Source organism: Corynebacterium sp. HMSC11E11, from assembly GCF_001807025.1.
Lineage (GTDB): Bacteria > Actinomycetota > Actinomycetes > Mycobacteriales > Mycobacteriaceae > Corynebacterium > Corynebacterium freneyi.
The window spans coordinates 1-20,685 of the sequence record NZ_KV787099.1; the positions used below are offsets into that span (position 1 = coordinate 1).

Below are 20,685 nucleotides of genomic sequence, written 5' to 3' on the forward strand. Positions count from 1 at the left end.
CCACCCCGGCCCCCTCCGTATTCCCCGCCACGCCACACCCCGCCACGCCACTCCCCGCCTCGACTCACCGCCGCCCCATCGGCCCCATGTGGCCGTACCTCGCCAGCGCCCCTGCCACGACGGCCGGCGCCTCGCGGGGATCGTTGGTGCGAACGACGACTTTTCCCATGTTATGCAGGTTCTTTTCGCGTCGCCGCTCCTCGCGGATGATCTCGTCGACCGGCCCGTACGTCACGCCGTCGTATTTCACGTCGCCGTCGATCTCGAGAACGAGCCAGCCATTGATGAGGAAGTCCACGTAGTACCGCCGCCCCGTCTTGGGGTCGGTGATCTCGGCTTGAGCAACGATCGTGACGATTCCCGCCACCCCTCTCAGCAGCAGCCGCGCCCGCGTTTCGGCTGCGCTGCCGGAGTTGTGGATCGACAACGCCAGCGCCTCGCGCACCACCGCCGCCCCCTTGAATCGCGGCCCGACGAGCAACTCCTCATGCCACCGCCCCAACGGAACGTCGGGCATGCGCCGCCTTACGGAGTCGATGGCGATGACTCCGGCGACCAGCCCTTCGAACGCGCAGACGTCGCGCAGCGTCCGACCGATCGTCGTCACGCGCATTCCGTGTTTGACCAGTACGCCGTCGTCGGGAAGCCAGGCGTACCGCTGCCGGATCCCGGAGCTTTTCAAGGGACGCCCGCCCGGCCGTTTCCCGTCGACATGCAGCACGTCGACCGCGGGCTGCCCCGTCCCGGGCACATCGATGCGGTGCAACCGTGCCGCCGCCGTGCCCGCCACGACTGCAGCGTCGAGCGTGAGCGCCACCGCCGCCGCCCGCGCCGTCGCTTGTTGCCATGGCGGCAGTTCGGCGTAGCGGAGCAGCGGCATGGCGATCTCGGCGGTCAGCGCGATGTGTTCGGCGTCGCCGCGAGCGCGCGCCCCGGCCCTCGTGCGCATGTCGATGAGTCCAAAGTGTTCCCCCCAGTTCCTCATGCCGGCAGTGTGGCGCGGGTTGGCGTTTCCCGCCGTGCGATTGCTTTGCGACGGCCCCTCTTTTTGTGGATCAACCTCACCCTGTGGAGAAACGTGGACGCGGTGCTGCGGAAGCCCCCACCCACGGCCCAAACCACGGGGTCCACACCACGGGGTCGCCCACGCCTCAACCCAAACCACGGGGTCCAAACCACGGGGTCGCCTCAAAAATGGCCCTAAACCACGGGGTCGACACCGAACCCGTGGTTTGGACCCCGTGGTTTAGCGATACGGCGGACCGCCGGGCACGAAGCCGCAGGCACCGTCGGCGACTCCGCGCTGCGTGCTGCACTCCTCCGCGACTTCTTCAGAGGCCCCCGCACACGACGAAACGGCGGGGCCCTCCCTCGTTTCCAGCCTCCACGGCCCCGTCCACCACCGACAACGCGAAAACCCGGCCCCATCGGGAACCGGGTCGAATGCGGATCAGTCGAGGAACGCTACTTGTTCAGCTTGCGGTACTCGAAGACCTGGTCGATGATGCCGTACTCCTTCGCCTGCTCGGCGGTGAGGATCTTGTCGCGGTCGGTGTCCAGGCGCACCTGCTCGGCGGTCTGGCCGGTGTGGCGGGCCAGGGTCTCCTCCATGAGGGTGCGCATGCGCTCGATCTCGGCGGCCTGGATCTCCAGGTCGGACACCTGGCCCTGGACGCCCTGGGTGGCGGGCTGGTGGATGAGCACGCGGGCGTTGGGCAGGGCGGCGCGCTTGCCCGGCGCACCGGCGGCGAGCAGCACGGCCGCGGCCGACGCGGCCTGGCCCAGGCACACCGTGTTCACGTCCGGGCGGACGTACTGCATGGTGTCGTAGATGGCCATCAGCGACGTGAACGAGCCGCCGGGCGAGTTGATGTACATGGTGATGTCGCGGTCGGGGTCCAGCCCCTCGAGCACGAGCAGCTGCGCCATGATGTCGTTGGCGGCGGTGTCGTCGACCTGCGATCCGAGGAAGATGATGCGCTCCTCGAAAAGCTTGTTGTACGGGTTCGATTCCTTCGCGCCGAAGCTGGAGTGCTCGACGAAGGACGGCAGCACGTAGCGCGACTGCGGCATCTGCATGTTGGTGCTCATCTCCATGTTCGTTGCGGACTGGTGCGTTTCGGGCTTCTGGCCGGGGTATTCGCGGTGCATTGTCGTGGCTCGCTTTCTGCGCCCGGCCTACTTGCCGGCGTCCTCGCCGCGGGCGACGTCGGCGGTGCGTTCGGCGGCGTCGTTGGCGGTCTCGCGGGCGTCCTTGAGGGAGGTCACCACGTGGTCGACGAAGCCGTACTCGAGGGCTTCGGCGGCGGTGAACCAGCGGTCGCGGTCGGAGTCTTCGACGATGCGCTCGAGCGGCTGGCCGGTGTGCTCGGCGATGAGGCGCGCCATTTCCTTCTTCGTCTGGGCGAACTGCTCGGCCTGGATGGTGATGTCGGAGGCGGTGCCGCCGATGCCGGCGGACGGCTGGTGCATCATGATGCGGGCGTGCGGCAGGGCGTAGCGCTTGCCGGGGGTGCCGGCGGACAGCAGGAACTGGCCCATCGAGGCGGCGAGGCCCATGCCGTAGGTGGCGACGTCGCACGGCACGAACTTCATGGTGTCGTAGATGGCCATGCCGGCGGTGACGGAGCCGCCCGGGGAGTTGATGTACAGGGCGATGTCACGCTCGGGGTCCTCGGCCGCCAGCAGCAGCATCTGGGCGCACAGCTTGTTGGCGATCTGGTCGTCGACCTGGTCGCCGAGGAACAGGATGCGCTCCTTCAGCAGCTTGTCGAACACGGAGTCGGCCGGGGCGTGGTTCTGGTCGCTCATCGAAAAAGGGTTTCCCTTCCATTTCGCCTTCGCCGCCGTTTCACGGGCGGCCCGCCTCGGGGGCGGGATCTCTCATTGAGGGTAACGAAAGGGACCGTCCCTTTGTTTCGGGACGGCCCCATGTTCGCTGTCAGCGTCGGAGCCGGGGTTCGGCGGCGCGCATCCCCGGGCCCGGTCCCCCATCGTCGCGGGTGGGCCGGGATCCGTCGGTGCTTTTCGCTTTGCGACGGCCCCGGTTCCGCGTGGGGGTTTACTTCTCGGCGTCGGTCTCGTCGGCCTTCGCCTCGGCGTCGTCGGCCTTGACGTCGGACTCGGGGGCCTCGGCCTCACCGAAGAACTCGGCGACGTCGATGTCGTTGCCGTCGGTGTCCTTGACGGTGGCCTTCAGGATGGACACCGCCAGGGCCTTGCCGCGGCGGACGTCGGCGAAGAGGTTGGCGAGCTGGCCGGACTGCTGGACCTGCTGGATGAACTGGTTCGGGTCCATGCCGTAGGACTGGGCGGTGAACAGGATGTGGTCGGTGAGCTCCTGCTGGGAGACCTCCGGCTGCTCCTGCTCGGCCAGCTCGTCGAGGAAGAGCTGGGTGCGCACGGCCTCTTCGGCGGAGGTGCGGGAGTCGGCGTCGAACTGCTCGCGGGTGGTGCCCTGCGCCTCGAGCATGGAGTTCAGGACGGCCTCGTCGCCGCCGAACTGGCCGAGCAGCTGCTGCAGCTGGCCCTCGACCTGCTCCTTGACGACGCCCTCCGGCAGCGGCACCTCGGTCTTCTCGAGGGCGGCGGCGAGGACCTTGTCGCGGATCTGCTGGGCCTGCTCGCCCTTCTTGGTGGTCTCGACCTGCTTGGCCAGGTCCTCGCGCAGCTCGTCGATGGTGTCGAACTCGGAGGCCATCTGCGCGAACTCGTCGTCGGCGTCGGGCAGCTCGCGGACCTTGACGGACTGGACGGTGACGGTGACCTGGGCGTCCTCGCCCTCGTGCTCGCCGGCGACGAGCTTGGTGCCGAACTCCTTGGACTCGCCCTGGGCCAGGCCGATCACGGCGTCGTCGAGACCGTCGATGAGGTCGTCGGAGCCGACCTGGTAGGACAGGCCCTCGGTGGAGGCCTCCTCCAGCTCCTCGCCGTCGACGGTGGCCGACAGGTCGATGGAGATGAAGTCGCCGTCCTCGACGGCGCGCTCGACGCCGGTGAGGGTGCCGAAGCGGGCGAGGAGGTTGTCGAGCTCGGCCTGCACGGCCTCGTCGTCGGCCTTGAGGGCGTCGACCTCGACGGAGATGTCGGCGAAGTCCGGCAGCTCGATCTCGGGGCGGACGTCGACCTCGGCGGTGAACTCGACGAGCTCGCCGTCCTCCAGCTTGGTGACGTCGACGTCGGGCTGGCCGATGACCTTCAGGTCGTGCTCCTCGACGGCCTGGCCGTAGCGGGAGGGGACCATCTCGTTGAGGACCTGCTCGAGGATGGGGCCGCGGCCGATGCGGGCCTCGATGAGCTTAGCCGGGGCCTTGCCCTTGCGGAAGCCCGGGATCTGGACCTGCTGCGCGAGGGCCTCGTGGGCCTTGTCGAATTCCGGCTTGAGCTCGTCGAAGGGGACCTCGACGGTGATCTTGACGCGGGTGGCGCTCTGCTGCTCGACGGAGGACTTCACTGGTTGCACACTCCTGTTAGTAGATGTGAGTTAAATGATTTCACAGACCACGGGAGTGCCCGTGATGCTGGTCGGGGTAGCGGGATTTGAACCCACGGCCCCTCGCTCCCAAAGCGAGTGCGCTACCAAGCTGCGCCATACCCCGTTGTGAATTTGTCCCGCATCCCATCCCCCGCCGCGATCGGCCCGGCACGCCGTTGGGCGGTGCGGTCGGGTCGTCGTGAAGCGAGTCATGCGATGACGTCGTGCAGTCTACGTGGCCGCCTTTCGCGGGGCGATCACCGCCCCGGTTTAAGCCCGTGGCGCGTCGATTATGGCGGCGGGCGCGCGGTGCGCTATAGTTTCCCCCACGTTCACGTAGGGGCGCGTTTCGCTTTACGACGATGCCGCCGCCCCGGTTGAGCTGCGGGGATGTCGTATAGTGGCTAATACCTCAGCCTTCCAAGCTGAAGACGCGGGTTCGATTCCCGTCATCCCCTCCACGTGAAAACACCCTCCGACCGGCGTCGGAGGGTGTTCTTCTTTTCGGCGGGATCCCGGGACCCAGCGGTCGTTGCAACACCCCGGCACACCAAGAGAATCCTCCCCGCAATCCGTCACGGACATGTCACGACCGCTCACGACAGCGTGCCCGCGTCACGGTTTCATACAGCGTCGATCACAAGTCGGCGGCACTGTCCTTTCGGGTCTTTTGCCGTCGTGACGCGCAACTATTCTTGGCGGCATGGATCCCCGCATCATCGACAAGGACACCGGCGTCGAGCTGTGGACCGCCGCCGAATGCGCGGAGTTCACCGGCACCGCGCGCGGTACGTTCACCAGCTATGCGGGCCGCGGCAAGGCGCCGGTGCCCGCGACGAAGCTCCACGGGCTGACCCTGTGGAACTCCGACGACGTGCGCGAGTGGCAGAAGGGCCGCGAAGCGAAGCGCAAATAATCGGCCCGCTCTCCGGCCGGTCAGCCCGGGCGGACCGTCAGCCCAGGTAGTGGGCGGCGACGACGTCGGCGATCTCGTCGGCGTCGTTGTGGGCGACGAGCACGCCGTGGCCGTGACCCGGCAGCTCGATGAGCTCGCCGCCCATCGCCGCCTGCATCGCGCGGCCACCCGTGCCGGTCACCGCAGCGTCACGGTCGTAGTGGAGCAACAGCGGCTTCGACTCGAGGGCGTCACCGTTGAGCTCCACGGCCGTCCCCTGCCCCGGCCAGCCGAGGCACAGCTGCCCCGACGCCAGCGCGTCGGCGTTGAGGCGGAAGATGTCGCCGCCGGTGAACTGGTCGACGTACGTGCGGGGGATGCGGGAGGGGTCGGCGGCGGTGACGTTGTCGTTGCAGATGATCGCCCGCTCGACGACTCCCATCGCCTCTGTCTGCGCGATCACGTCTTCCGGGGTCGCACCCTCGGGAAGTTCGGGCATCTCCACCTCGCCGGTGACCACGGCGTCGGCGATGTCGGGCCACATGCTCTCCGAGTACGTCGCCGCGAAAGTCTGCTGCAACAGCACCGACTGATTGCCGGCGCCGGGGCGCAGCAGGTTCGCCGCGAAGGAATGGCCGCGCCACGCGACGGGCAGGACGCCGTCGGCCAGCTGCATGAACGCCTCCGGGTCATCGGCGAAGGCGGCGGGCACGTCGCCCACCTGAGTCGGCGGCGGGTAGACCTGGCCCGGCGCGCCGACCTCCTCGTTGATGCGCTGCGACCAGCGCGCGTACACCTGCAGGGCGGTGGTGCCCAGGCCGTACTCGTCGTCACGGTCGGCGATCCACTGGAACATCGCGTTGAGAGCCTCGCGGCGCCACGGCTCGCGCGAGTCTCCGAGCCGGAAGTAACGGTCCGCCGGATCGAGCGAGGAATCCAGCACCATCCGACCCGTCTTGTCCGGGAACAGGGTCGCGTAGGTGCTCATCAGATCCGTGCCGTAGGACAGGCCGTAGAGGTGCATGACGTCCTGGCCGAGCACGTCGCGGACGTGGTTGAGGTCGCGGGCGGTGTTCTCCGTGGTGATGGTCCCCGCGTACCCCGGATCGTTGGCTTCGCAAGAGGCGTGCATTGCGCCGACCTGCCCGGAGAGCAGACCCGTCATCGGGATGTCCGCCACGTTGCAGTTCAGCGGGGTGCCCCAGGTCAGGCCGCGCGGCTCGACGGCGATGAGATCGAAGTGTTCCCGGACGGCGGTCGGCATCTTCACGGCCTCGTCGGAGAACATGCCCAACGCGTCGCCGCCGGGGCCGCCGGGGTTGCCCGCGATGACGCCGCGGCGCTCCCCCGTCGCCGGAACCCGACTGACGGTGAGGGAAATGGTCGCACCCTCCGGGTCGGAATAATCGCGCGGCACGTCGATGTCGGCGCACACGGTGCCCGGCGCGGTCATCGCCGCAGTGGGGCACGCGCCCCAATCCAATCCGCCGAGATCGTCCGGACCAGCGGGGCCACCGGCCGACGCCTGCGGCACCGACAGCAGCGTGCCCGCCAGCGCGAGCGCCGTGACCGGGGCCAACGCCCTGCGGAAGAAGGACGTCCGGGACGACGGGGCCGATGAGGCTCGGCTCGCGGACCGGGCCTCGGCACCATGCTCTGCGGCGGAAGCGGCGCCGGATGCGGCGGCGGACGCCGCGCCGAATGCGGCAAGGGACGGCTTCTTCATGGGGCGCACGGGGATAAACACCTTTCATCGACTGCAACGAACGGTATCGAATCGCAACGCCGGCCGCACGCCGTTCAACGCGCGGTAATCAGGGCAAGAAGATCAGGGCACAGACCGCACCCGGTAGACGAGCACCGCACCGACGGCGGTGAGCGCTCCCGCGAAAACGTACAAGCCGGGGTATCCGCCGAGATTCGCCAACGCGAATGCGGCGAGCACCGGGGCGGCCATGTTCGGGCCGGCGACGGCGAGGTTCATGACGCCGACATCACGCCCGCGCTCGTCGGCCTTGGGCAGCACCTGGTTGATCAGGGCCTGATCGACGGCCATGAACACGCCCCACGACAGACCCAACAGCACCGCCGCACCGACGACCATGGCGAAGCTTCCGGCGAACGCCATGATCGCGCAAGCCCCGGCGACGCCCATCGACGACAACGCCACGAACGCCCGTCGCTTGCCCATCTTGTCGGACACCTTGCCCGACAGGATCGCCGTGACGATGACGCACAGCGCATACGCGCCGGTCAGGACGAGCACGCCGGCATCCGGGTCGGGGTGGCCGATGTGATCGCGCAGGTAATAGAACAGGTAGAACAACGCGACCGAGTTGCCCGTGGTCACCAGGAACCGGGCGATGAACACCCACGTGAAGTCGCGGTAGAGCCCTCCGGGCACCTCGGCGACGGCGGGCACCACGGCGTCATCGACCCCGTCGGCGTCGTCAAGCACCGGCGACGCAGCCGCCTGCGACCGCACCCGGGACACGTCGCGGAAGCCCGGCAGGAACTGGCCGATGAACACCAGCAGCAGCGCCGCGGTGACGATGTACGCCAGCCCCAGATCGAACACAGTGGCCACGACGGTGCCGAGCACCACGCCGAGGGTGTACGTCAGCCCCAGCACACCCGAGACCACGCCGTACTGATTGTCCGGCACCGTATCGGGCGCCACCGCCTGGGCCGCGTTGATCGACGCCGCGATGGCCAACTGGAACACCGCCCACCCGATGGTCAACGCCATGAAGCCCGGCGCGGCGCCGAGGAACACCAGCGACCCGGCCGCCGCCAGCCCGCCGAAGAGGATCCACGGGGCGCGGCGGCCCCACCGCGTGTCCGTGCGGTCCGACAACCACCCGGCCAGCGGGTGCCCGATGATGGAGAAGAACCCGCCGACCGCCATGAGCAGCGCGAACTTCTCCTCCTTCGCCCCCGGATGCCAGATGAGGATCTGCTGCGCCAACAACAGCTGCGTCGGCGCCGCCCACGAAATGTTCTGCCCCAGGTACAGCAGTCCGTACCGCACGATCCAGCCGGTGGTCACCGGCGTGCGTTGGGCGGGGTCGGCGGTGAAACGCCCGACGTCGGAGACGGCGCGTTCGGCGGAGCTGGCGCGTTCGGCGGAGCTCATCCCTGCGCCCCCTCCGCCCCCTCCGGCTTCGGCGGCTGCGCCCGCACGTTGGGGTCGGTGTCCTCGTCGGCGACGGGGTAACGCCGGCCCGCAGTGTAGCGCCGGTGCAGCTCCGGGGTGATCCGCCCGGTGCGGGCCAGCTCGGCCAGCAGGCGGCCCGACGGCTTCATCGTCCGCTCCTGCGTCTCGTAGTCCAGGTGGACGATGCCGAATCGCGGTTCTTCGCCGTCGGCCCATTCCCAATTGTCCACGAAGCACCAGTGGTACCAACGCTCGATGGACACGTCCGACTCGGCGATGGCCCGCAGGTGCTCCAGGATGAACCGCGGCCGGAACGACTCCAGCCTGCGGTCGGCGGCCGCGGCGTCCGGGTTGGCGTAGTCCCCGGCCGGATTCGGCTTTGCGACGCCCTCGTCCCCGCCACCGACCGACAGCTCCAGGTCTCCGAGATCGCAGGTGCCGTTTTCCGTGATCCACACCGGTCCGCCGAAACGCTCGTTCAGGTCGCGGGCGCATTCGACCAGGCCCTCGGGGTGGATTTCCCACCCGAGGTCGTTGACCGGGGCCCCGACGAAGGTGCCGTCGTCGAACTTGTCGACGGCAGTGCGCGAGTAGTAGTTCAGGCCCAGGAAGTCGTGGTGGCGGCCCGACGGCAGTCCACGCGCGACCTTCGCCCCGCCGAGCAGCGGATGGAACTTCCCCGCCAGGTGGGCGTCGGCGACGATGTCCTGGAACAGGTGCCGGTTGAGCCGCGTCAGGCCGCGGTGGATGGGGTTGCGCGGATTGCGCGGGGCGAACGCCCGGGCGTGGTGGGCGATGCCGACCTTCGCCCGGTCGCCCTGGATGCCGTGGATGACCTCGTAACCGCGGATGTGGGACACCGCCATGTTGCGCAGCACGGCCATCGTGTCGCCCCACGAGCGGTTGCCCGGCGGGCCCGAGCGGAACATGTGCGCCTGGGTGGCGTACACGTTCGGCTCGTTGACGGTGATCCACTCGTCGACGAGGTCGTCGAGCGCCCGGACGGTCATCTCCGCGTAGCGCAGGAAGGCCGCCGGCGATTCATCGGAGGTGAAGCCGCCGCGCCGGGCGAACCAGAGCGGATTGACGAAGTGGTGGAGCGTCACCAGCGGGCGGATCCCCTTGTCCCGCAGGTCGGCGATCTCCTCGCGGTAGCGATCGAGCACCGCATGGTCGAACTCCCCCGGCCGCGGTTCGATGCGCGCCCACTCCACGCCGATGCGGGCGATGGGCAGGCCCAGCGACGCCATGAGCTCGTTGTCCTGCCGCCACCGGTTCCAGTGGTCGGTGGCGCGCAGCGGGGTCGAACCGTCGGCGATGTTGCCGGGCTCGCGGGCCCAATCGAACCAGTCGTTGTTCTCGTCGCCGCCCTCGATCTGCCCGGCGGCCGACGCCGTGCCGATGAGCAGGCCCCGCAGATCGACGTCGTGATGCAACGGCTCGGCGAGCGGCGACGTGCGCGGTTGAGGATGGAGGGTTCGGTCATTGGCGGGCCCATTGGTTGACATGACGACACCCTATGTCACGCATCGTGCCGAATTCATGGTTTCCAAACAGAACGCTACGGGTTCCGCGCGCCGACGGCGTCGTCGTAAAGCAACCGACCAAAGCAACCGAATCTTTCGCGGAAAAATCCGCTCCCCCTGGAACGAATCGCGGCCCCGGCCCGTTGTCGATGATGTACCCCGAACAAAAATCACGTTAGGACCGTGACCCACCCGATGGATGCATTCCTCCTCATCGCCGTCGTGATCATCGGCGGCGTCCTCCTGATCCAGATGGCGCAGGGCCGCCAGAACAAGGCCATCCAACAGCGCGCCCACGACGACGTCGCCGATGCCGTGGCCGACGCCCGCCGCTGGATCGAACGGCTGGGATCGCAGGTGCTGTCCATCGCCGGCTCCGACACCGCCTCCACCCAGGCGATGGCCGACGCCTCCGAGCGGTACAACGCGGCGTCGGCGCAGATCTCCACCGCCAACACCGTCAAGCAGGCCCAGCTCGCCCGCGAATCCGCGCTCGAAGGCCTGCACTACGTCGCCGCGGCCCGCGAAATCATGGGCATGCCCGCCGGACCCGCGCTGCCGCCGCTGGAAGGCCAGCGATCCGCCGGATCCGTCACCGAACAGCGCACCATCGAACACGAGGGCCGGCAGATCTCCGCGTCGCCCGTGCCCACCGAACAGACCCCCAACTACTACCCGGGCGGCAAGGTCGCCGGACGCCCCGTGCCCGCCGGCTGGTACTCCGAACCGTGGTGGCAATCCGCCCTGCGCACCGGCATGTGGACCATGGGTTCCGTGCTGCTGTTCTCCATGATGTTCAACGGCATGGCCGGCGTCGCCTACGCCGCCTCCGACTTCGAAAGCGGCGTCGGCGACGGCTCCGAGGGGGTCGGCGACATGGGCGACGGCGACATGGGAGCCGGTGGCGACGGCGGCGACGGCGGCGACATGGGCGATGCCGGTGATGGCGGGGACATGGGCGGCGACATGGACGCCGGAGATGGCGGCGGATTCTTCGGCGGCGACGACGGCGGCTTCTTCGACGGCGGCATGTTCGGCGGCGACGGCGGCGGATTCGACTTCGACTTCTAGAGTCGTCCGCCGGAGTTTCCCCCGGTCACGCCCGCTCCGCAAACGACGACGGCGGCATCCCACATGACGTGGGATGCCGCCGTTCGACATCTGAACCGCAGACGCGGGGCTACTCCTGCTCGGGCAGGGCCGGGGCGATGCCGGTCTTCTCGTACTCGGCGAGGATGTCGATGCGGCGCTGGTGGCGCTCCTCCTCGCTCCACGGCTGGGCGACGAAAGCGTCGACGATGGCCAGCGCCTCCTCCTCGGAGTGCATGCGGCCGCCAAGGCCGATGAGCTGGGCGTTGTTGTGCTCGCGGGCGAGCTTGGCGGTCTCCACCGACCAGGCCAGGGCGCAGCGAGCACCCTTGACCTTGTTCGCCGCGATCTGCTCGCCGTTGCCGGAACCGCCGAGCACGATGCCCAGCGAACCCGGGTCGTTGACCGTGCGTGAGGCGGCCTCGATGCAGAAGGCCGGGTAGTCGTCGGCGGCGTCGTACACGTGGGCGCCGCAATCGACGACCTCGTGGCCCGCCTTTTCCAGGTGGTCCTTGATCAGGTTCTTCATCTCGAAGCCGGCGTGGTCCGCGCCAAGGTAAATACGCATGAGCCAAGCATAACCAGGCGCGGGGCGCGGGGGTGCACGCGATCGCCGCGGGTCCGACCGGGACGGCCGGGTCACCCCCCTCCCCCGATCTTCTCTCCTGACCAACGGCGTTCGTTCGTCCATTCGATGCAAAAACATAGCTGATCCGAATGGGCTGACAATCTGCGGTTGCTGCGGAAGTCGCAGCTCCGATCAGGCGGTCGCCGCGGGATCGGATCCCCGGCGCCTGGCGCAGCCACGGACGCCAACACGCATCAGGAGTGCATCATGAAGAAGTCCACCATCGCCGTCGGTCTCACCGCCCTGGCCCTCGTCCTCGCCGCATGCGACGGGTCGTCGTCGACGGCCGACGCCGCCCAGGCGGACACTGGTCCGGCCGACGCCGCCCAGGCCGACGCCACCCGGGAAGGCCCGGCCCAGATCGGCGACACCGTCCACCTGGGCGAGGCCGACATCACCACGTCGAACCTCCGCAACGCGGGCGTCGACGTCTTCGGCGACAATCAGGTGTGCGCCGACGTCACCGTGGTCAACGTCTCGGAATCCGACGTCGTCAGCCTCAACCCGTTCGATTGGAAGCTCACCGACACCAACGGCGTCATGCTGAGCACCGAGTTCGGCGGGGCCACCGATTACGACTCCGTCGAGCTCACCCCGGGCGGCAGCAAGTCGGGCACCCTGTGCTTCAAGTCGGACGCGGCGCCGGGCGAGTACACCTTGACCTACGAGAAGACCTTCAGCTTCACCTCGAAGCCCACCGAATGGAAGGGAGCGCTGTAGGTCGCCGACTCCCGGGCTGCGGCATGGGGGCGTAAAGTAGCTGGAGAACGCGTTTTTTCCAACCCCCGGCCCCGAGGAACCCCCGTGCATCGGCCCCCAGCAGTCCGCACCGTCCGCCACGACATCAATCAGAAGCCGTTCATCGTGATCTGGGAGGTGACGCGGGCCTGCGGCCTGGTGTGCAAGCACTGTCGGGCCGACGCCCAGCATGAGCCCCACCCGGATCAGCTGACCACGGAGGAGGGCAAGCGGCTGCTCGATGCGTTGTCGTCGTACGACAAACCGCTGCCGTTGGTGGTGTTCACCGGCGGTGACCCGTTCGAGCGGGCCGATCTGGAGGAACTGACCGAGTACGGCACGGCGAAGGGTCTCAACATTTCCCTGTCGCCGTCGGTGACGCCGCGGTTGACGCCGGAGCGCATCCGGTCGCTGCGGGCCGCCGGCGGCAAGGCGATGTCGATGTCGCTCGATGGTGCGACCACGACGACGCATGATGCGTTCCGCGGTTTTTCGGGCACGTTCGAAAAGACCGTCGAGATGGCGCCGGTGATCAACGAGGCCGGCTACCGCCTGCAGATCAATTCGACGCTGACCCGCGACAACATCGGCGAAGCCCCCGCCCTGATGAAGAAGGTCATCGAGATGGGGGCGAAGATGTGGTACGTCTTCTTCCTCGTGCCCACCGGTCGCGGCGCGGCGCTCAACTGCCTGTCGCCGGAGGAGCGCGAGGACGTGCTCAACTGGTTGGTCGACGTTTCCGACCGCATCGCCATCAAGACCACGGAGGCGCCGCAGTATCGGCGGGTGGTGCTGCAGCGGCGCGAGGCGGAGGAGACCGGCGCCCCGAAGTACGAAGGTGGGCCGCTTTACGACGAGCTGACCCGCAAGACCACCGAGCTCCTCGGCGAGCACCCGGCGAAGCCCCGCCCGCCGCGATCGCCGATGGCGGTGAACTCGGGTTCCGGTTTCGCGTTCATCGACCACATCGGCGACGTTTACCCGAATGGTTTCCTGCCGCTGCACTGCGGCAACGTGAAGGAAACGGATTTCCGGGAGATCTACTCCGAGTCGCCCGTGTTCAAGGAGTTGCGCGACCCGGACAACTGGCACGGCAAGTGCAGCGTCTGCGGGTTCCACAATGTCTGCGGCGGTTCCCGGTCGACGGCGTTCGCCCTGACCGGCGACTACCGTGCCTCCGACCCGACGTGCGTGTACGTCCCGCCGGCCTGGCACCCGGACGCCGGCGGCGGTGTCGACGCCAGTGCGGAGGCCGTCGAGCAGCGTTGATGCGGGCGTCGGGTCAGGTGTGGGGCCGGAGGCGGAAATGACAATGCGGAGGGGCCGGTTGGCCAATCCCTCCGCAGGTCAGCCTGTTAGTCGAACTGGGGGCTCTCGGTGCGCGACCGCTTCAGTTCAAAGAAGTGCGGGTAGCCGGCCAGCAGGATGGAGCCGTCGAAGATCTTCCCGGCCTCCTCGCCGCGCGGAATGCGGGTGAGCACGGGGCCGAAGAAGGCGGTGTCGCCGAGCTTGACCACCGGGGTGCCGACCTCGTCGCCGACCTCCTTCATGGCCTCCGCGTGGTTGTCGCGCATGAGCTCGTCGAAATCCGTGGTCAGGGCCTGCGCCAGGCGCTCCTCCGGTAGGCCGACTTCCGCGAGGGCCTCGGTGATCAACTCATCGAACGCGTGGGCCGGCTCGTCGACGCGCGCGTGACGGTCGATGCGGTCCTCGTCGTGGATCTTCGTGCCCAGCGCCGTGTAGAGCTTGTCGACGGCCTCCTGACCATCCTGGTCGAACACCGCATTGAACAGGCGCGCCGGAGTCCAGTTGCACTCCATCATGAACTTGTACTCTTCCGGCAGTTCCTCGCGGCCCTCGTTGAGAACCGACAGGCTCATCGGCTTCCACTCGACCTCGATGTCGCGGACCTTCTCCACTTCCTTGATCCAGCGGGAGGTGATCCAGCAGAACGGGCAGGAAACGTCGAAGTAAAAGGTGACCTTGTCTCGGGTGCTCACGTGAATTCCTCCTGAAGAGTTGATTGCCGAGTTGATTGCCGACGAGTTGCTTGACTCATCAACCAATAATCTCGTCACCGACTATAGGGAGGGATCTTCCCGCCCGCACACGCCTGCCGCGCGCCGGCACGAACGCGACACACCGGCCCGGCACTCACCCGACGCACGCGCCCGACACGAACGCGACGCCCGGCGCGGCCGACTACTCGGGGAAGGGCAGCCCCGTGGCCTCCAGCGAATCGGCGGCGGCCTCCAGGTACGCCGGCCAGTCGGCGTAGTCCAGGAACTCCGAACCGACCTCGTGGTCCATGGACACCAGGCGACCCGAGCGCATGTCCAGGCAGTAGTTGTTTCCGCCGAAGTCCATGACCAGCGGGATCCACGCCTCGTGGTACCACTTGCCCTCGGAGTCGGCGCCCTCCCCGTCGGTGTTTTCGAAGTCGTCGAACTCGCCGTCGGCCTGCAGCTTGGTCCACAGCTTGTAGTCGTTCAGGATCGACGCCGGCGCCGCGATCCAGCCACCGTCCCACGGCTCGCCGTCCACCGACCCGTGCCGCAGCCACGACGCCCGCACGTAATCCGGCAGCGTCACACCGAGGTCGGCCTGCAGCTGGTCCAGTTCCGCCTCCGTTGCGGGGGCTCCCAGGGCATCGTCGTCAAGCACTGCCTCGATCCGATCCCACGCCGCGTTGACCCGATCGACCTTGCCAGCATCATTGCTCAGTTCATTCATGCGGCAAAGTGTATTTTTAGTCGGCCCACCGCGCCACGGATGCCGATCCGGGGACGCGGTTACCCTGGTCGCATGACTTCCACGAACCTGACGCAGACCGAGGCCGCCGACCGCGCGGCCATGCTCGAGGTGTCCCACTACGACATCTCCCTCGACGTCACCGGCGCCCCCGGCACCACCGCCGCCCCGGGCGACGACACCTTCCGTTCGACCACCACCGTGACGCTGACCGCGAAGCGGGACGGCACCACCTTCCTCGACCTCCGCAACGCCGACATCCGCTCCGTCACCATCGATGGCACGGACGTCACCGACGCCGCCTGCGGCGGGTCGAAGGAGCTTTACGACGACGAACGCGGCCTCATCCTCGATCTCACCGCAGGCGACCACGTGGTCGTCGTCGACGCCGATTGCCGCTACACCACCACCGGCGAAGGCCTGCACCGCTTCACCGACCCCGCCGACGAACAGACCTACCTCTACTCCCAGTTCGAAACCGCCGACGCCAAACGCGTCTTCGCCTGCTTCGACCAGCCGGACCTCAAGGCCACCTACACGATGGACGTCACCGCACCCGGCGACTGGACCATCGTGTCCAACTCCGAACCCGAAGTAGCCGACATCGCCCCCGCCGACGGCGACATCGCGCCCCTCGACGGCCCCGCCGCCCGCATCCACCGCTTCCGCGTCGACGTGCCCCTGTCCACCTACCTCATCGCATTCTGCGCCGGCCCCTGGCACGAGGTCCGCGACCAATGGACCGGCACCGTCGCAAAGCACCCCGAAACCCCCGCCGACCACCAGCCCGACGGTGAGCTGACCATCCCCCTGGGCCTGTACTGCCGCGCCTCCATCGCCGAACACCTCGACGCCGAACGGCTCTTCCGCGAAACCAAGGAAGGCTTCGACTGGTACGCCGCCAACTTCGGCGAGCCCTACCCCTTCGGCAAGTACGACCAGATCTTCTGCCCCGAATACAACATGGGCGCAATGGAAAACGCCGGCGCCGTCACCATCCGCGACGAATACGTCTTCCGCTCCCGCACCACCGGCTACCTGTACGAACGCCGCAACGAAACCATCCTCCACGAAATGGCCCACATGTGGTTCGGCGACCTCGTGACCATGCAATGGTGGGACGACCTGTGGCTCAACGAATCCTTCGCCACCTGGTCCGCCTGCGCATCGCAGGCCGCCGTCAGCGAATACGACGGCGCCTGGACCACCTTCGCCAACGTCGAAAAGGCATGGGCCTACCAGCAGGACCAGCTGCCGTCGACGCACCCCATCGCCGCCGACGCCTCCGACATCGACACCGTCGACCAGAACTTCGACGGCATCACCTACGCCAAGGGCGCCTCCGTGCTCAAGCAGCTCGTGGCCTACGTCGGCGAAGACGCGTTCCTCGCCGGCGCCCGCCTGCACTTCGCCCGCCACCGCTTCGGCAACGCCACCTTCGACGACCTGCTCGGCGCCCTGTCCGAGGCGTCCGGCCGCGACCTGTCCGGGTGGGCCGACCAGTGGCTGACCACCACCGGCATCAACACCCTGTCGGCGGCCTACTCCACGAAGAAGGCCGAGGGTGGCGCCGCCGGGGATGGTGCCGGGGACGCTGCCGAGGGTGGCGCCGCCGAGGTCTACGACATTTTCGCCATCCGCCAGACCGGCGCCGAGCCCGGGGCGGGCGAGCTGCGCGACCACCGCGTGGCCATCGGCGTGTACGCGATGGACGGCGGACTGCTGCGCCGCACCCACCGCGTCGAGGTCGACGTCAAGGGCGAGATCACCGAGGTTCCCGAGATGTCGGGCGTGCCCGTCGGCGACGTCGTCCTGGCCAACGACGACGACCTGAGCTACTGCTTCATGGAGATGGATCCCGGGTCGTGGCTGTTCCTGCTGGAGAACATCGGCGCCTTCGCCGATCCGATGCCGCGCACCCTGGCGTGGTCGACGATGTGGGAGATGACCCGCGCGGCGAAGGTCCGCGCCCGCGATTTCGTGGCCATGGTGCTGCGGGGCGCGCCGTCGGAGGATCAGATTTCGGTGCTCGAGCGCGTTTTGTCGCAGGCGGTGGCGGCCGTCGAGCGGTACGCCGCGCCCGATTGGGTCGCCGAGGGGCGTCGCCTGCTCGGCGAGGGGCTGCTCGATCATGCCCGCGCCGCGGAGGCCGGGTCCGACGCCCAGTTGGCGTTCGTCAATGCCCTGGCGATGCTGCCGGCCGACGGCGCCGGTTCGCTCGAGGTCTTCCGCGCGATTCTCGCCGGCGAGCCCGGGTCGGTCGGGCTGGACGGGCTGACCGTCGACGAGGACATGAAGTGGAACGCGCTGACCGTGCTCGTCGCCGCCGGCGACAAGGGGGTGTCCGATATTGCGGCGGCCGAGCAGGCCGACCAGTCGGCGCTGGGGACGCAGGCTGCGGCGAAGGCGCGTGCGGCGATCCCGGCGGCGGACAACAAGATCCGCGTGTGGAACACCTGCACCGCCACCGGGGCCGCCGCCCCGTCGAATCTGATGTTGCGGTCGATGATCGCCGGTTTCACCGCGCCCGGTTCGGATGGGTTGCTCGGCGACTTCACCGACCGGTACTTCGCCGAGGCTCCGTCCTGGTGGGGCCGGTATTCCTCGGAGACGGCGCAGCGGATGCTCGATGGCCTGTACCCGCACTGGGAGGTCTCGCAGGAGGGACTGGACAAGGCTTCGGCGGTGCTTGACGACGCCTCGGTGCCCAACCCCGTCAAGCGCATCGTCGCGGAGAACCGTGACCGCGTCGAGCGGGCGTTGGCCGCCCGCGAGTGCGACGGGTACGTCCCGGAGCAGTAGAAGTCGGGCGCGGCAGTGGGCGGGTCGGTGCGCTCGACCGCCCCGCCGCCCGTAGCGTCGCCGCGTCGATGGCCCACCGCTCCGCCAATGTGGTGACTGTGGGCCGCGCCGCTGGCCGCACTCCTCGCCGCGTCGCCGCGTGGGTAGCCTGGTGGGCATGACCAACGGCCAGCCCTCTCAGGCGGCGCCCGGTGATGGGCAGCCGCAGTTCAGTGATTTCTACCGCGAGGTCGGCGAGGATACGTTCGCGAAGGTGGTGCACGGTTTTTACGTGCGCGTGCGCGAGGACGACATCCTCGGTCCGATGTATCCCGCCGATGATTGGGAGGGCGCCGAGCGGCGCTTGCGGATGTTCCTCGAGCAGTACTGGGGTGGTCCCACCACGTACAACGAGGAAAGGGGCCATCCGCGGCTGCGCATGCGTCATCACCCGTTCGTCGTCGATATGGCGGCCCGTGACCGGTGGCTGGAGTTGATGGCGTTGTCGCTGGCCGAGGTGTCCGACGAGGAGCTGCCGAAGCCCCACCGCGACGCCATGTGGGAGCACATGGTGCGGGTGGCGGACATGCTCATCAACACCCACGCGTAGCTGCTGTACCCCGCGCGGCCTCCCGCCTCGCGTCGCCCCCTCCCCCGTCCCTCGCCGGCTCCCGGCAAGGTCTCAACCCCGCAGGCTCGCCACACCCCAAACTCCCCCGCCCCGCGCGGCCTCCCACCCCGCGCCGGCCATCCGCCCCGCGCCGGCCATCCGCCCCAACTCCCCCGCTCGCCCGCGCAGGCATCGCGCCACGGGCCACTTGCGCCCCACCTATAACAGCTCGATTTTGATCTGCATTTAGTCGGCTGATTTGTTGCAAGTCCGCCCGCAAAAGCCCAGGTGAGAATTTGAGAATTGCAACAAATCAGCCGACTAAATGCGGATCAAACCTCCAGTAGAGGGTGAGCCCACCAGAGAATGGGGCGAGTGGGGCGCATGAGGCGAGCGGGATGACTCGAAGGGGTGGAGCGACCGGCTGCGAGTGGGGCGGCTAGCGCGAGTAAGGCAGTTGGGACGAGTGGGCCGTCCCGACGCTCGCGGCAGAGGGATGCACCGTTGATGGCACCGGCGGGCGCGGCGATGGCGACACTGGCGGGCGCCGATGGCTACAACGGCAGAACCCCAAGCCCTTCGGAGGCGTAGACGCTTCCGAATCGCCCATCGAGTCGACGCCAACGCCCCTTCACCGACACCCGCACGGGCTCATCGGTGGAGGGCTTGACCGGGATGAAGCCCATGGCACACAAGGCGAACACCTCGCGCATGGAAATCTCGGCGACCGGGCCAACTTCACGCCCGGCAGCAGCAGTCGGGCCAACTTCACGCCCGGCAGCAGCAGTCGCGCCACGTTCACGCCCGGCAGCAGCAGTCGCGCCACGTTCACGCCCGGCAGCACCAGCAGTCAGGCCGCCCTCATTCCCCGAAGTATCGGCGAGACGGGCACCGCGGACGGTGAGGACCTTCTGGTCGAGCAGCGACGTCGGCAAGCCCTGCGGGCCCGATTCTTCCTTGGCCACTCCCCTCGCCTGCGTCTCCAAGTCGCGGAAGACGCCCGCCGGCACGGCATCGACGACGGTCCACCCACCGTCCACCGGCACACTGCCCGGCCACGAAGAATCGGCGGCGGCGCCGCACTCCAACGTCATCGGCACGGCGGCATCGATCTGCGGCACCGACCGGGCGTCACCCGTGACGGCGGACACAGCATCAGCCCGAACGACGACATCATCGCGACCACCGCGCCCCGGGCTGATGGCCATCGTGCGGCACGCCACCGGCCCAAAGGGAGTGGTCGCCCACACACGCGCAACACCCGCCGGCCGAGACGCCGCGACCAGGTCATCCGGCGACCCCGCGGGAAGCGCACGAACCCGGATCAACGCCTGCGCATCCAGCGCCACCGCCTTACGGGCGAGGACGCCGAGATTGGTCAGCGCCGCGACGTCATGGACGACGAGGGACTCCCCGCCCGTCGACGCCCCGGCCACCGACGCTCCACCCGCCGACGCCCCGGAACCGCCCCGGGCACCGGCGTCACTCATCGTCGCCACTGGCTTCGGCATTCGCCCCGGTACCGGCGGTCAGCTCGGGCGAGGCGAAACGCTCCAACGCCTTGCGCACCGTCGGCGTCAACTCGCTGGCGCGCGACTCCTCCAGGTCGAACAGCACCATCACGGTGGTCAGCACCGCCGCGATGTGGCCGTGCTCGTCCTTGATGGCCTGACGGATGGTGTACGACGTCTTGCCCATGTCGATGATCTCGGTGGCGACCAGCACTTCCCGGGTGTCGGGCAGCAGGGCGCGGAGGTAGTCAATCTCCATGTGACGCACCACGGTGCCCAACTTTCCGGTGCCGCCTTCAACGCTGGCCCGGGCGAAGGCGACGCGAGCCTCCTGCGCGTACTCGAGGTACGCGGTGTTGTTGACGTGCCCGTACTGGTCGAAGTCCGACCATCGCACGGGGATGGTGGTCAGGAAGGCATTGGTATCCGGCATCTCGTCCACTTCTCTCAGGTGATTCGCGGGTGCTTTGGGTGATTCGCGGGTACTTCGGGTTACTCGCGGGTGCTTCGGGTGATTCGCGGTTG

Annotated in this window: 18 protein-coding genes and 2 tRNA genes; 7 read left to right on the plus strand and 13 right to left on the minus strand. The window is 68.3% G+C overall.

Annotated elements, in window-relative coordinates; all coding sequences use genetic code 11:
• Positions 1-64 precede the first annotated feature (64 nt).
• The 5 genes from HMPREF3121_RS00635 to HMPREF3121_RS00655 form a co-directional block, all read right to left on the minus strand.
• Positions 65-949 (minus strand): hypothetical protein, encoded by an 885-nt coding sequence (locus HMPREF3121_RS00635; protein ID WP_141742900.1) that lies wholly within the window; start codon positions 947-949, stop codon positions 65-67.
• A 515-nt stretch (positions 950-1,464) separates the two neighbouring features.
• The gene (locus HMPREF3121_RS00640; protein WP_141742902.1) at positions 1,465-2,079 is read right to left on the minus strand and encodes an ATP-dependent Clp protease proteolytic subunit; all 615 of its coding nucleotides are present in this window, start codon (positions 2,077-2,079) and stop codon (positions 1,465-1,467) included.
• A 99-nt stretch (positions 2,080-2,178) separates the two neighbouring features.
• Positions 2,179-2,811: an ATP-dependent Clp protease proteolytic subunit gene (locus HMPREF3121_RS00645; RefSeq protein ID WP_070519097.1), complete on the minus strand. Its 633-nt coding sequence runs from the start codon at positions 2,809-2,811 to the stop codon at positions 2,179-2,181.
• Between the two features lie 250 nt (positions 2,812-3,061).
• Positions 3,062-4,453 (minus strand): trigger factor, encoded by a 1,392-nt coding sequence (tig, locus tag HMPREF3121_RS00650; RefSeq protein ID WP_070519098.1) that lies wholly within the window; start codon positions 4,451-4,453, stop codon positions 3,062-3,064.
• A gap of 68 nt (positions 4,454-4,521) precedes the next feature.
• Positions 4,522-4,598: transfer RNA gene (locus HMPREF3121_RS00655), tRNA-Pro, on the minus strand.
• Between the two features lie 262 nt (positions 4,599-4,860).
• Here HMPREF3121_RS00655 and HMPREF3121_RS00660 point away from each other — a divergent pair.
• A tRNA-Gly gene (locus tag HMPREF3121_RS00660) sits at positions 4,861-4,935 on the plus strand.
• 242 nt (positions 4,936-5,177) lie between these two features.
• A complete protein-coding gene (locus HMPREF3121_RS00665; RefSeq protein WP_035123585.1) occupies positions 5,178-5,390 on the plus strand; it encodes a helix-turn-helix transcriptional regulator in 213 nt (70 codons plus the stop codon).
• Between the two features lie 37 nt (positions 5,391-5,427).
• On the opposite strand, the gene HMPREF3121_RS00670 is transcribed toward HMPREF3121_RS00665, so the two are convergent.
• From HMPREF3121_RS00670 to HMPREF3121_RS00680, 3 genes are all read right to left on the minus strand, one after another.
• On the minus strand, positions 5,428-7,095 hold the full coding sequence (locus tag HMPREF3121_RS00670; RefSeq protein WP_070519099.1) for an alpha/beta fold hydrolase: 1,668 nt from the start codon (positions 7,093-7,095) through the stop codon (positions 5,428-5,430).
• Positions 7,096-7,197: 102 nt separating this feature from the next.
• A complete protein-coding gene (locus HMPREF3121_RS00675) occupies positions 7,198-8,505 on the minus strand; it encodes an MFS transporter (protein WP_083291120.1) in 1,308 nt (435 codons plus the stop codon).
• A complete protein-coding gene (locus HMPREF3121_RS00680) occupies positions 8,502-10,034 on the minus strand; it encodes a glycoside hydrolase family 1 protein (protein WP_070519100.1) in 1,533 nt (510 codons plus the stop codon). The genes HMPREF3121_RS00675 and HMPREF3121_RS00680 overlap by 4 nt, the downstream gene beginning before the upstream one ends.
• 213 nt (positions 10,035-10,247) lie before the next feature.
• Between HMPREF3121_RS00680 and HMPREF3121_RS00685 the strand changes: the two genes are divergently transcribed.
• On the plus strand, positions 10,248-11,123 hold the full coding sequence (locus HMPREF3121_RS00685; RefSeq protein ID WP_035123589.1) for a hypothetical protein: 876 nt from the start codon (positions 10,248-10,250) through the stop codon (positions 11,121-11,123).
• A 109-nt stretch (positions 11,124-11,232) separates the two neighbouring features.
• On the opposite strand, the gene HMPREF3121_RS00690 is transcribed toward HMPREF3121_RS00685, so the two are convergent.
• Positions 11,233-11,709, minus strand: coding sequence for a ribose-5-phosphate isomerase (locus HMPREF3121_RS00690; RefSeq protein ID WP_035123591.1), 477 nt, complete (start codon positions 11,707-11,709; stop codon positions 11,233-11,235).
• A 267-nt stretch (positions 11,710-11,976) separates the two neighbouring features.
• Here HMPREF3121_RS00690 and HMPREF3121_RS00695 point away from each other — a divergent pair, with 267 nt between their 5' ends.
• Positions 11,977-12,489, plus strand: a complete 513-nt coding sequence (locus tag HMPREF3121_RS00695) for a DUF4352 domain-containing protein (RefSeq protein ID WP_035123593.1) — start codon at positions 11,977-11,979, stop codon at positions 12,487-12,489.
• A gap of 84 nt (positions 12,490-12,573) precedes the next feature.
• The gene (locus tag HMPREF3121_RS00700; protein WP_070519102.1) at positions 12,574-13,776 is read left to right on the plus strand and encodes a TIGR04053 family radical SAM/SPASM domain-containing protein; all 1,203 of its coding nucleotides are present in this window, start codon (positions 12,574-12,576) and stop codon (positions 13,774-13,776) included.
• Between the two features lie 86 nt (positions 13,777-13,862).
• On the opposite strand, the gene HMPREF3121_RS00705 is transcribed toward HMPREF3121_RS00700, so the two are convergent.
• Both HMPREF3121_RS00705 and HMPREF3121_RS00710 read right to left on the minus strand, forming a co-directional pair.
• The gene (locus HMPREF3121_RS00705; RefSeq protein ID WP_035123594.1) at positions 13,863-14,507 is read right to left on the minus strand and encodes a mycothiol-dependent nitroreductase Rv2466c family protein; all 645 of its coding nucleotides are present in this window, start codon (positions 14,505-14,507) and stop codon (positions 13,863-13,865) included.
• 202 nt (positions 14,508-14,709) lie between these two features.
• Positions 14,710-15,240 (minus strand): SMI1/KNR4 family protein, encoded by a 531-nt coding sequence (locus tag HMPREF3121_RS00710; protein WP_035123595.1) that lies wholly within the window; start codon positions 15,238-15,240, stop codon positions 14,710-14,712.
• A gap of 72 nt (positions 15,241-15,312) precedes the next feature.
• Here HMPREF3121_RS00710 and pepN point away from each other — a divergent pair, with 72 nt between their 5' ends.
• Both pepN and HMPREF3121_RS00720 read left to right on the plus strand, forming a co-directional pair.
• The gene (pepN, locus tag HMPREF3121_RS00715; protein ID WP_070519103.1) at positions 15,313-18,060 is read left to right on the plus strand and encodes an aminopeptidase N; all 2,748 of its coding nucleotides are present in this window, start codon (positions 15,313-15,315) and stop codon (positions 18,058-18,060) included.
• 157 nt (positions 18,061-18,217) lie between these two features.
• Positions 18,218-18,649 (plus strand): globin, encoded by a 432-nt coding sequence (locus HMPREF3121_RS00720; RefSeq protein ID WP_070519105.1) that lies wholly within the window; start codon positions 18,218-18,220, stop codon positions 18,647-18,649.
• A 554-nt stretch (positions 18,650-19,203) separates the two neighbouring features.
• Here the strand turns inward: HMPREF3121_RS00720 and HMPREF3121_RS00725 are convergent.
• The gene (locus tag HMPREF3121_RS00725; RefSeq protein ID WP_141742901.1) at positions 19,204-20,139 is read right to left on the minus strand and encodes a DUF8185 domain-containing protein; all 936 of its coding nucleotides are present in this window, start codon (positions 20,137-20,139) and stop codon (positions 19,204-19,206) included.
• A complete protein-coding gene (locus HMPREF3121_RS00730) occupies positions 20,132-20,593 on the minus strand; it encodes an acyl-CoA thioesterase (protein WP_070519124.1) in 462 nt (153 codons plus the stop codon). The genes HMPREF3121_RS00725 and HMPREF3121_RS00730 overlap by 8 nt, the downstream gene beginning before the upstream one ends.
• Between the last annotated feature and the right edge of the window lie 92 nt (positions 20,594-20,685).

Coding starts and splice junctions, on each gene's coding strand:
- HMPREF3121_RS00635 (WP_141742900.1), bottom strand. CDS start 949: ATGCGCACGAGGGCCGGGGCGCGCGCTCGCGGCGACGCCGAACACATC.
- HMPREF3121_RS00640 (WP_141742902.1), bottom strand. CDS start 2,079: ATGCAGATGCCGCAGTCGCGCTACGTGCTGCCGTCCTTCGTCGAGCAC.
- HMPREF3121_RS00645 (WP_070519097.1), bottom strand. CDS start 2,811: ATGAGCGACCAGAACCACGCCCCGGCCGACTCCGTGTTCGACAAGCTG.
- HMPREF3121_RS00665 (WP_035123585.1), top strand. CDS start 5,178: ATGGATCCCCGCATCATCGACAAGGACACCGGCGTCGAGCTGTGGACC.
- HMPREF3121_RS00670 (WP_070519099.1), bottom strand. CDS start 7,095: ATGAAGAAGCCGTCCCTTGCCGCATTCGGCGCGGCGTCCGCCGCCGCA.
- HMPREF3121_RS00675 (WP_083291120.1), bottom strand. CDS start 8,505: ATGAGCTCCGCCGAACGCGCCAGCTCCGCCGAACGCGCCGTCTCCGAC.
- HMPREF3121_RS00680 (WP_070519100.1), bottom strand. CDS start 10,034: ATGTCAACCAATGGGCCCGCCAATGACCGAACCCTCCATCCTCAACCG.
- HMPREF3121_RS00685 (WP_035123589.1), top strand. CDS start 10,248: ATGGATGCATTCCTCCTCATCGCCGTCGTGATCATCGGCGGCGTCCTC.
- HMPREF3121_RS00690 (WP_035123591.1), bottom strand. CDS start 11,709: ATGCGTATTTACCTTGGCGCGGACCACGCCGGCTTCGAGATGAAGAAC.
- HMPREF3121_RS00695 (WP_035123593.1), top strand. CDS start 11,977: ATGAAGAAGTCCACCATCGCCGTCGGTCTCACCGCCCTGGCCCTCGTC.
- HMPREF3121_RS00710 (WP_035123595.1), bottom strand. CDS start 15,240: ATGAATGAACTGAGCAATGATGCTGGCAAGGTCGATCGGGTCAACGCG.
- pepN (WP_070519103.1), top strand. CDS start 15,313: ATGACTTCCACGAACCTGACGCAGACCGAGGCCGCCGACCGCGCGGCC.
- HMPREF3121_RS00720 (WP_070519105.1), top strand. CDS start 18,218: ATGACCAACGGCCAGCCCTCTCAGGCGGCGCCCGGTGATGGGCAGCCG.
- HMPREF3121_RS00725 (WP_141742901.1), bottom strand. CDS start 20,139: ATGAGTGACGCCGGTGCCCGGGGCGGTTCCGGGGCGTCGGCGGGTGGA.
- HMPREF3121_RS00730 (WP_070519124.1), bottom strand. CDS start 20,593: ATGCCGGATACCAATGCCTTCCTGACCACCATCCCCGTGCGATGGTCG.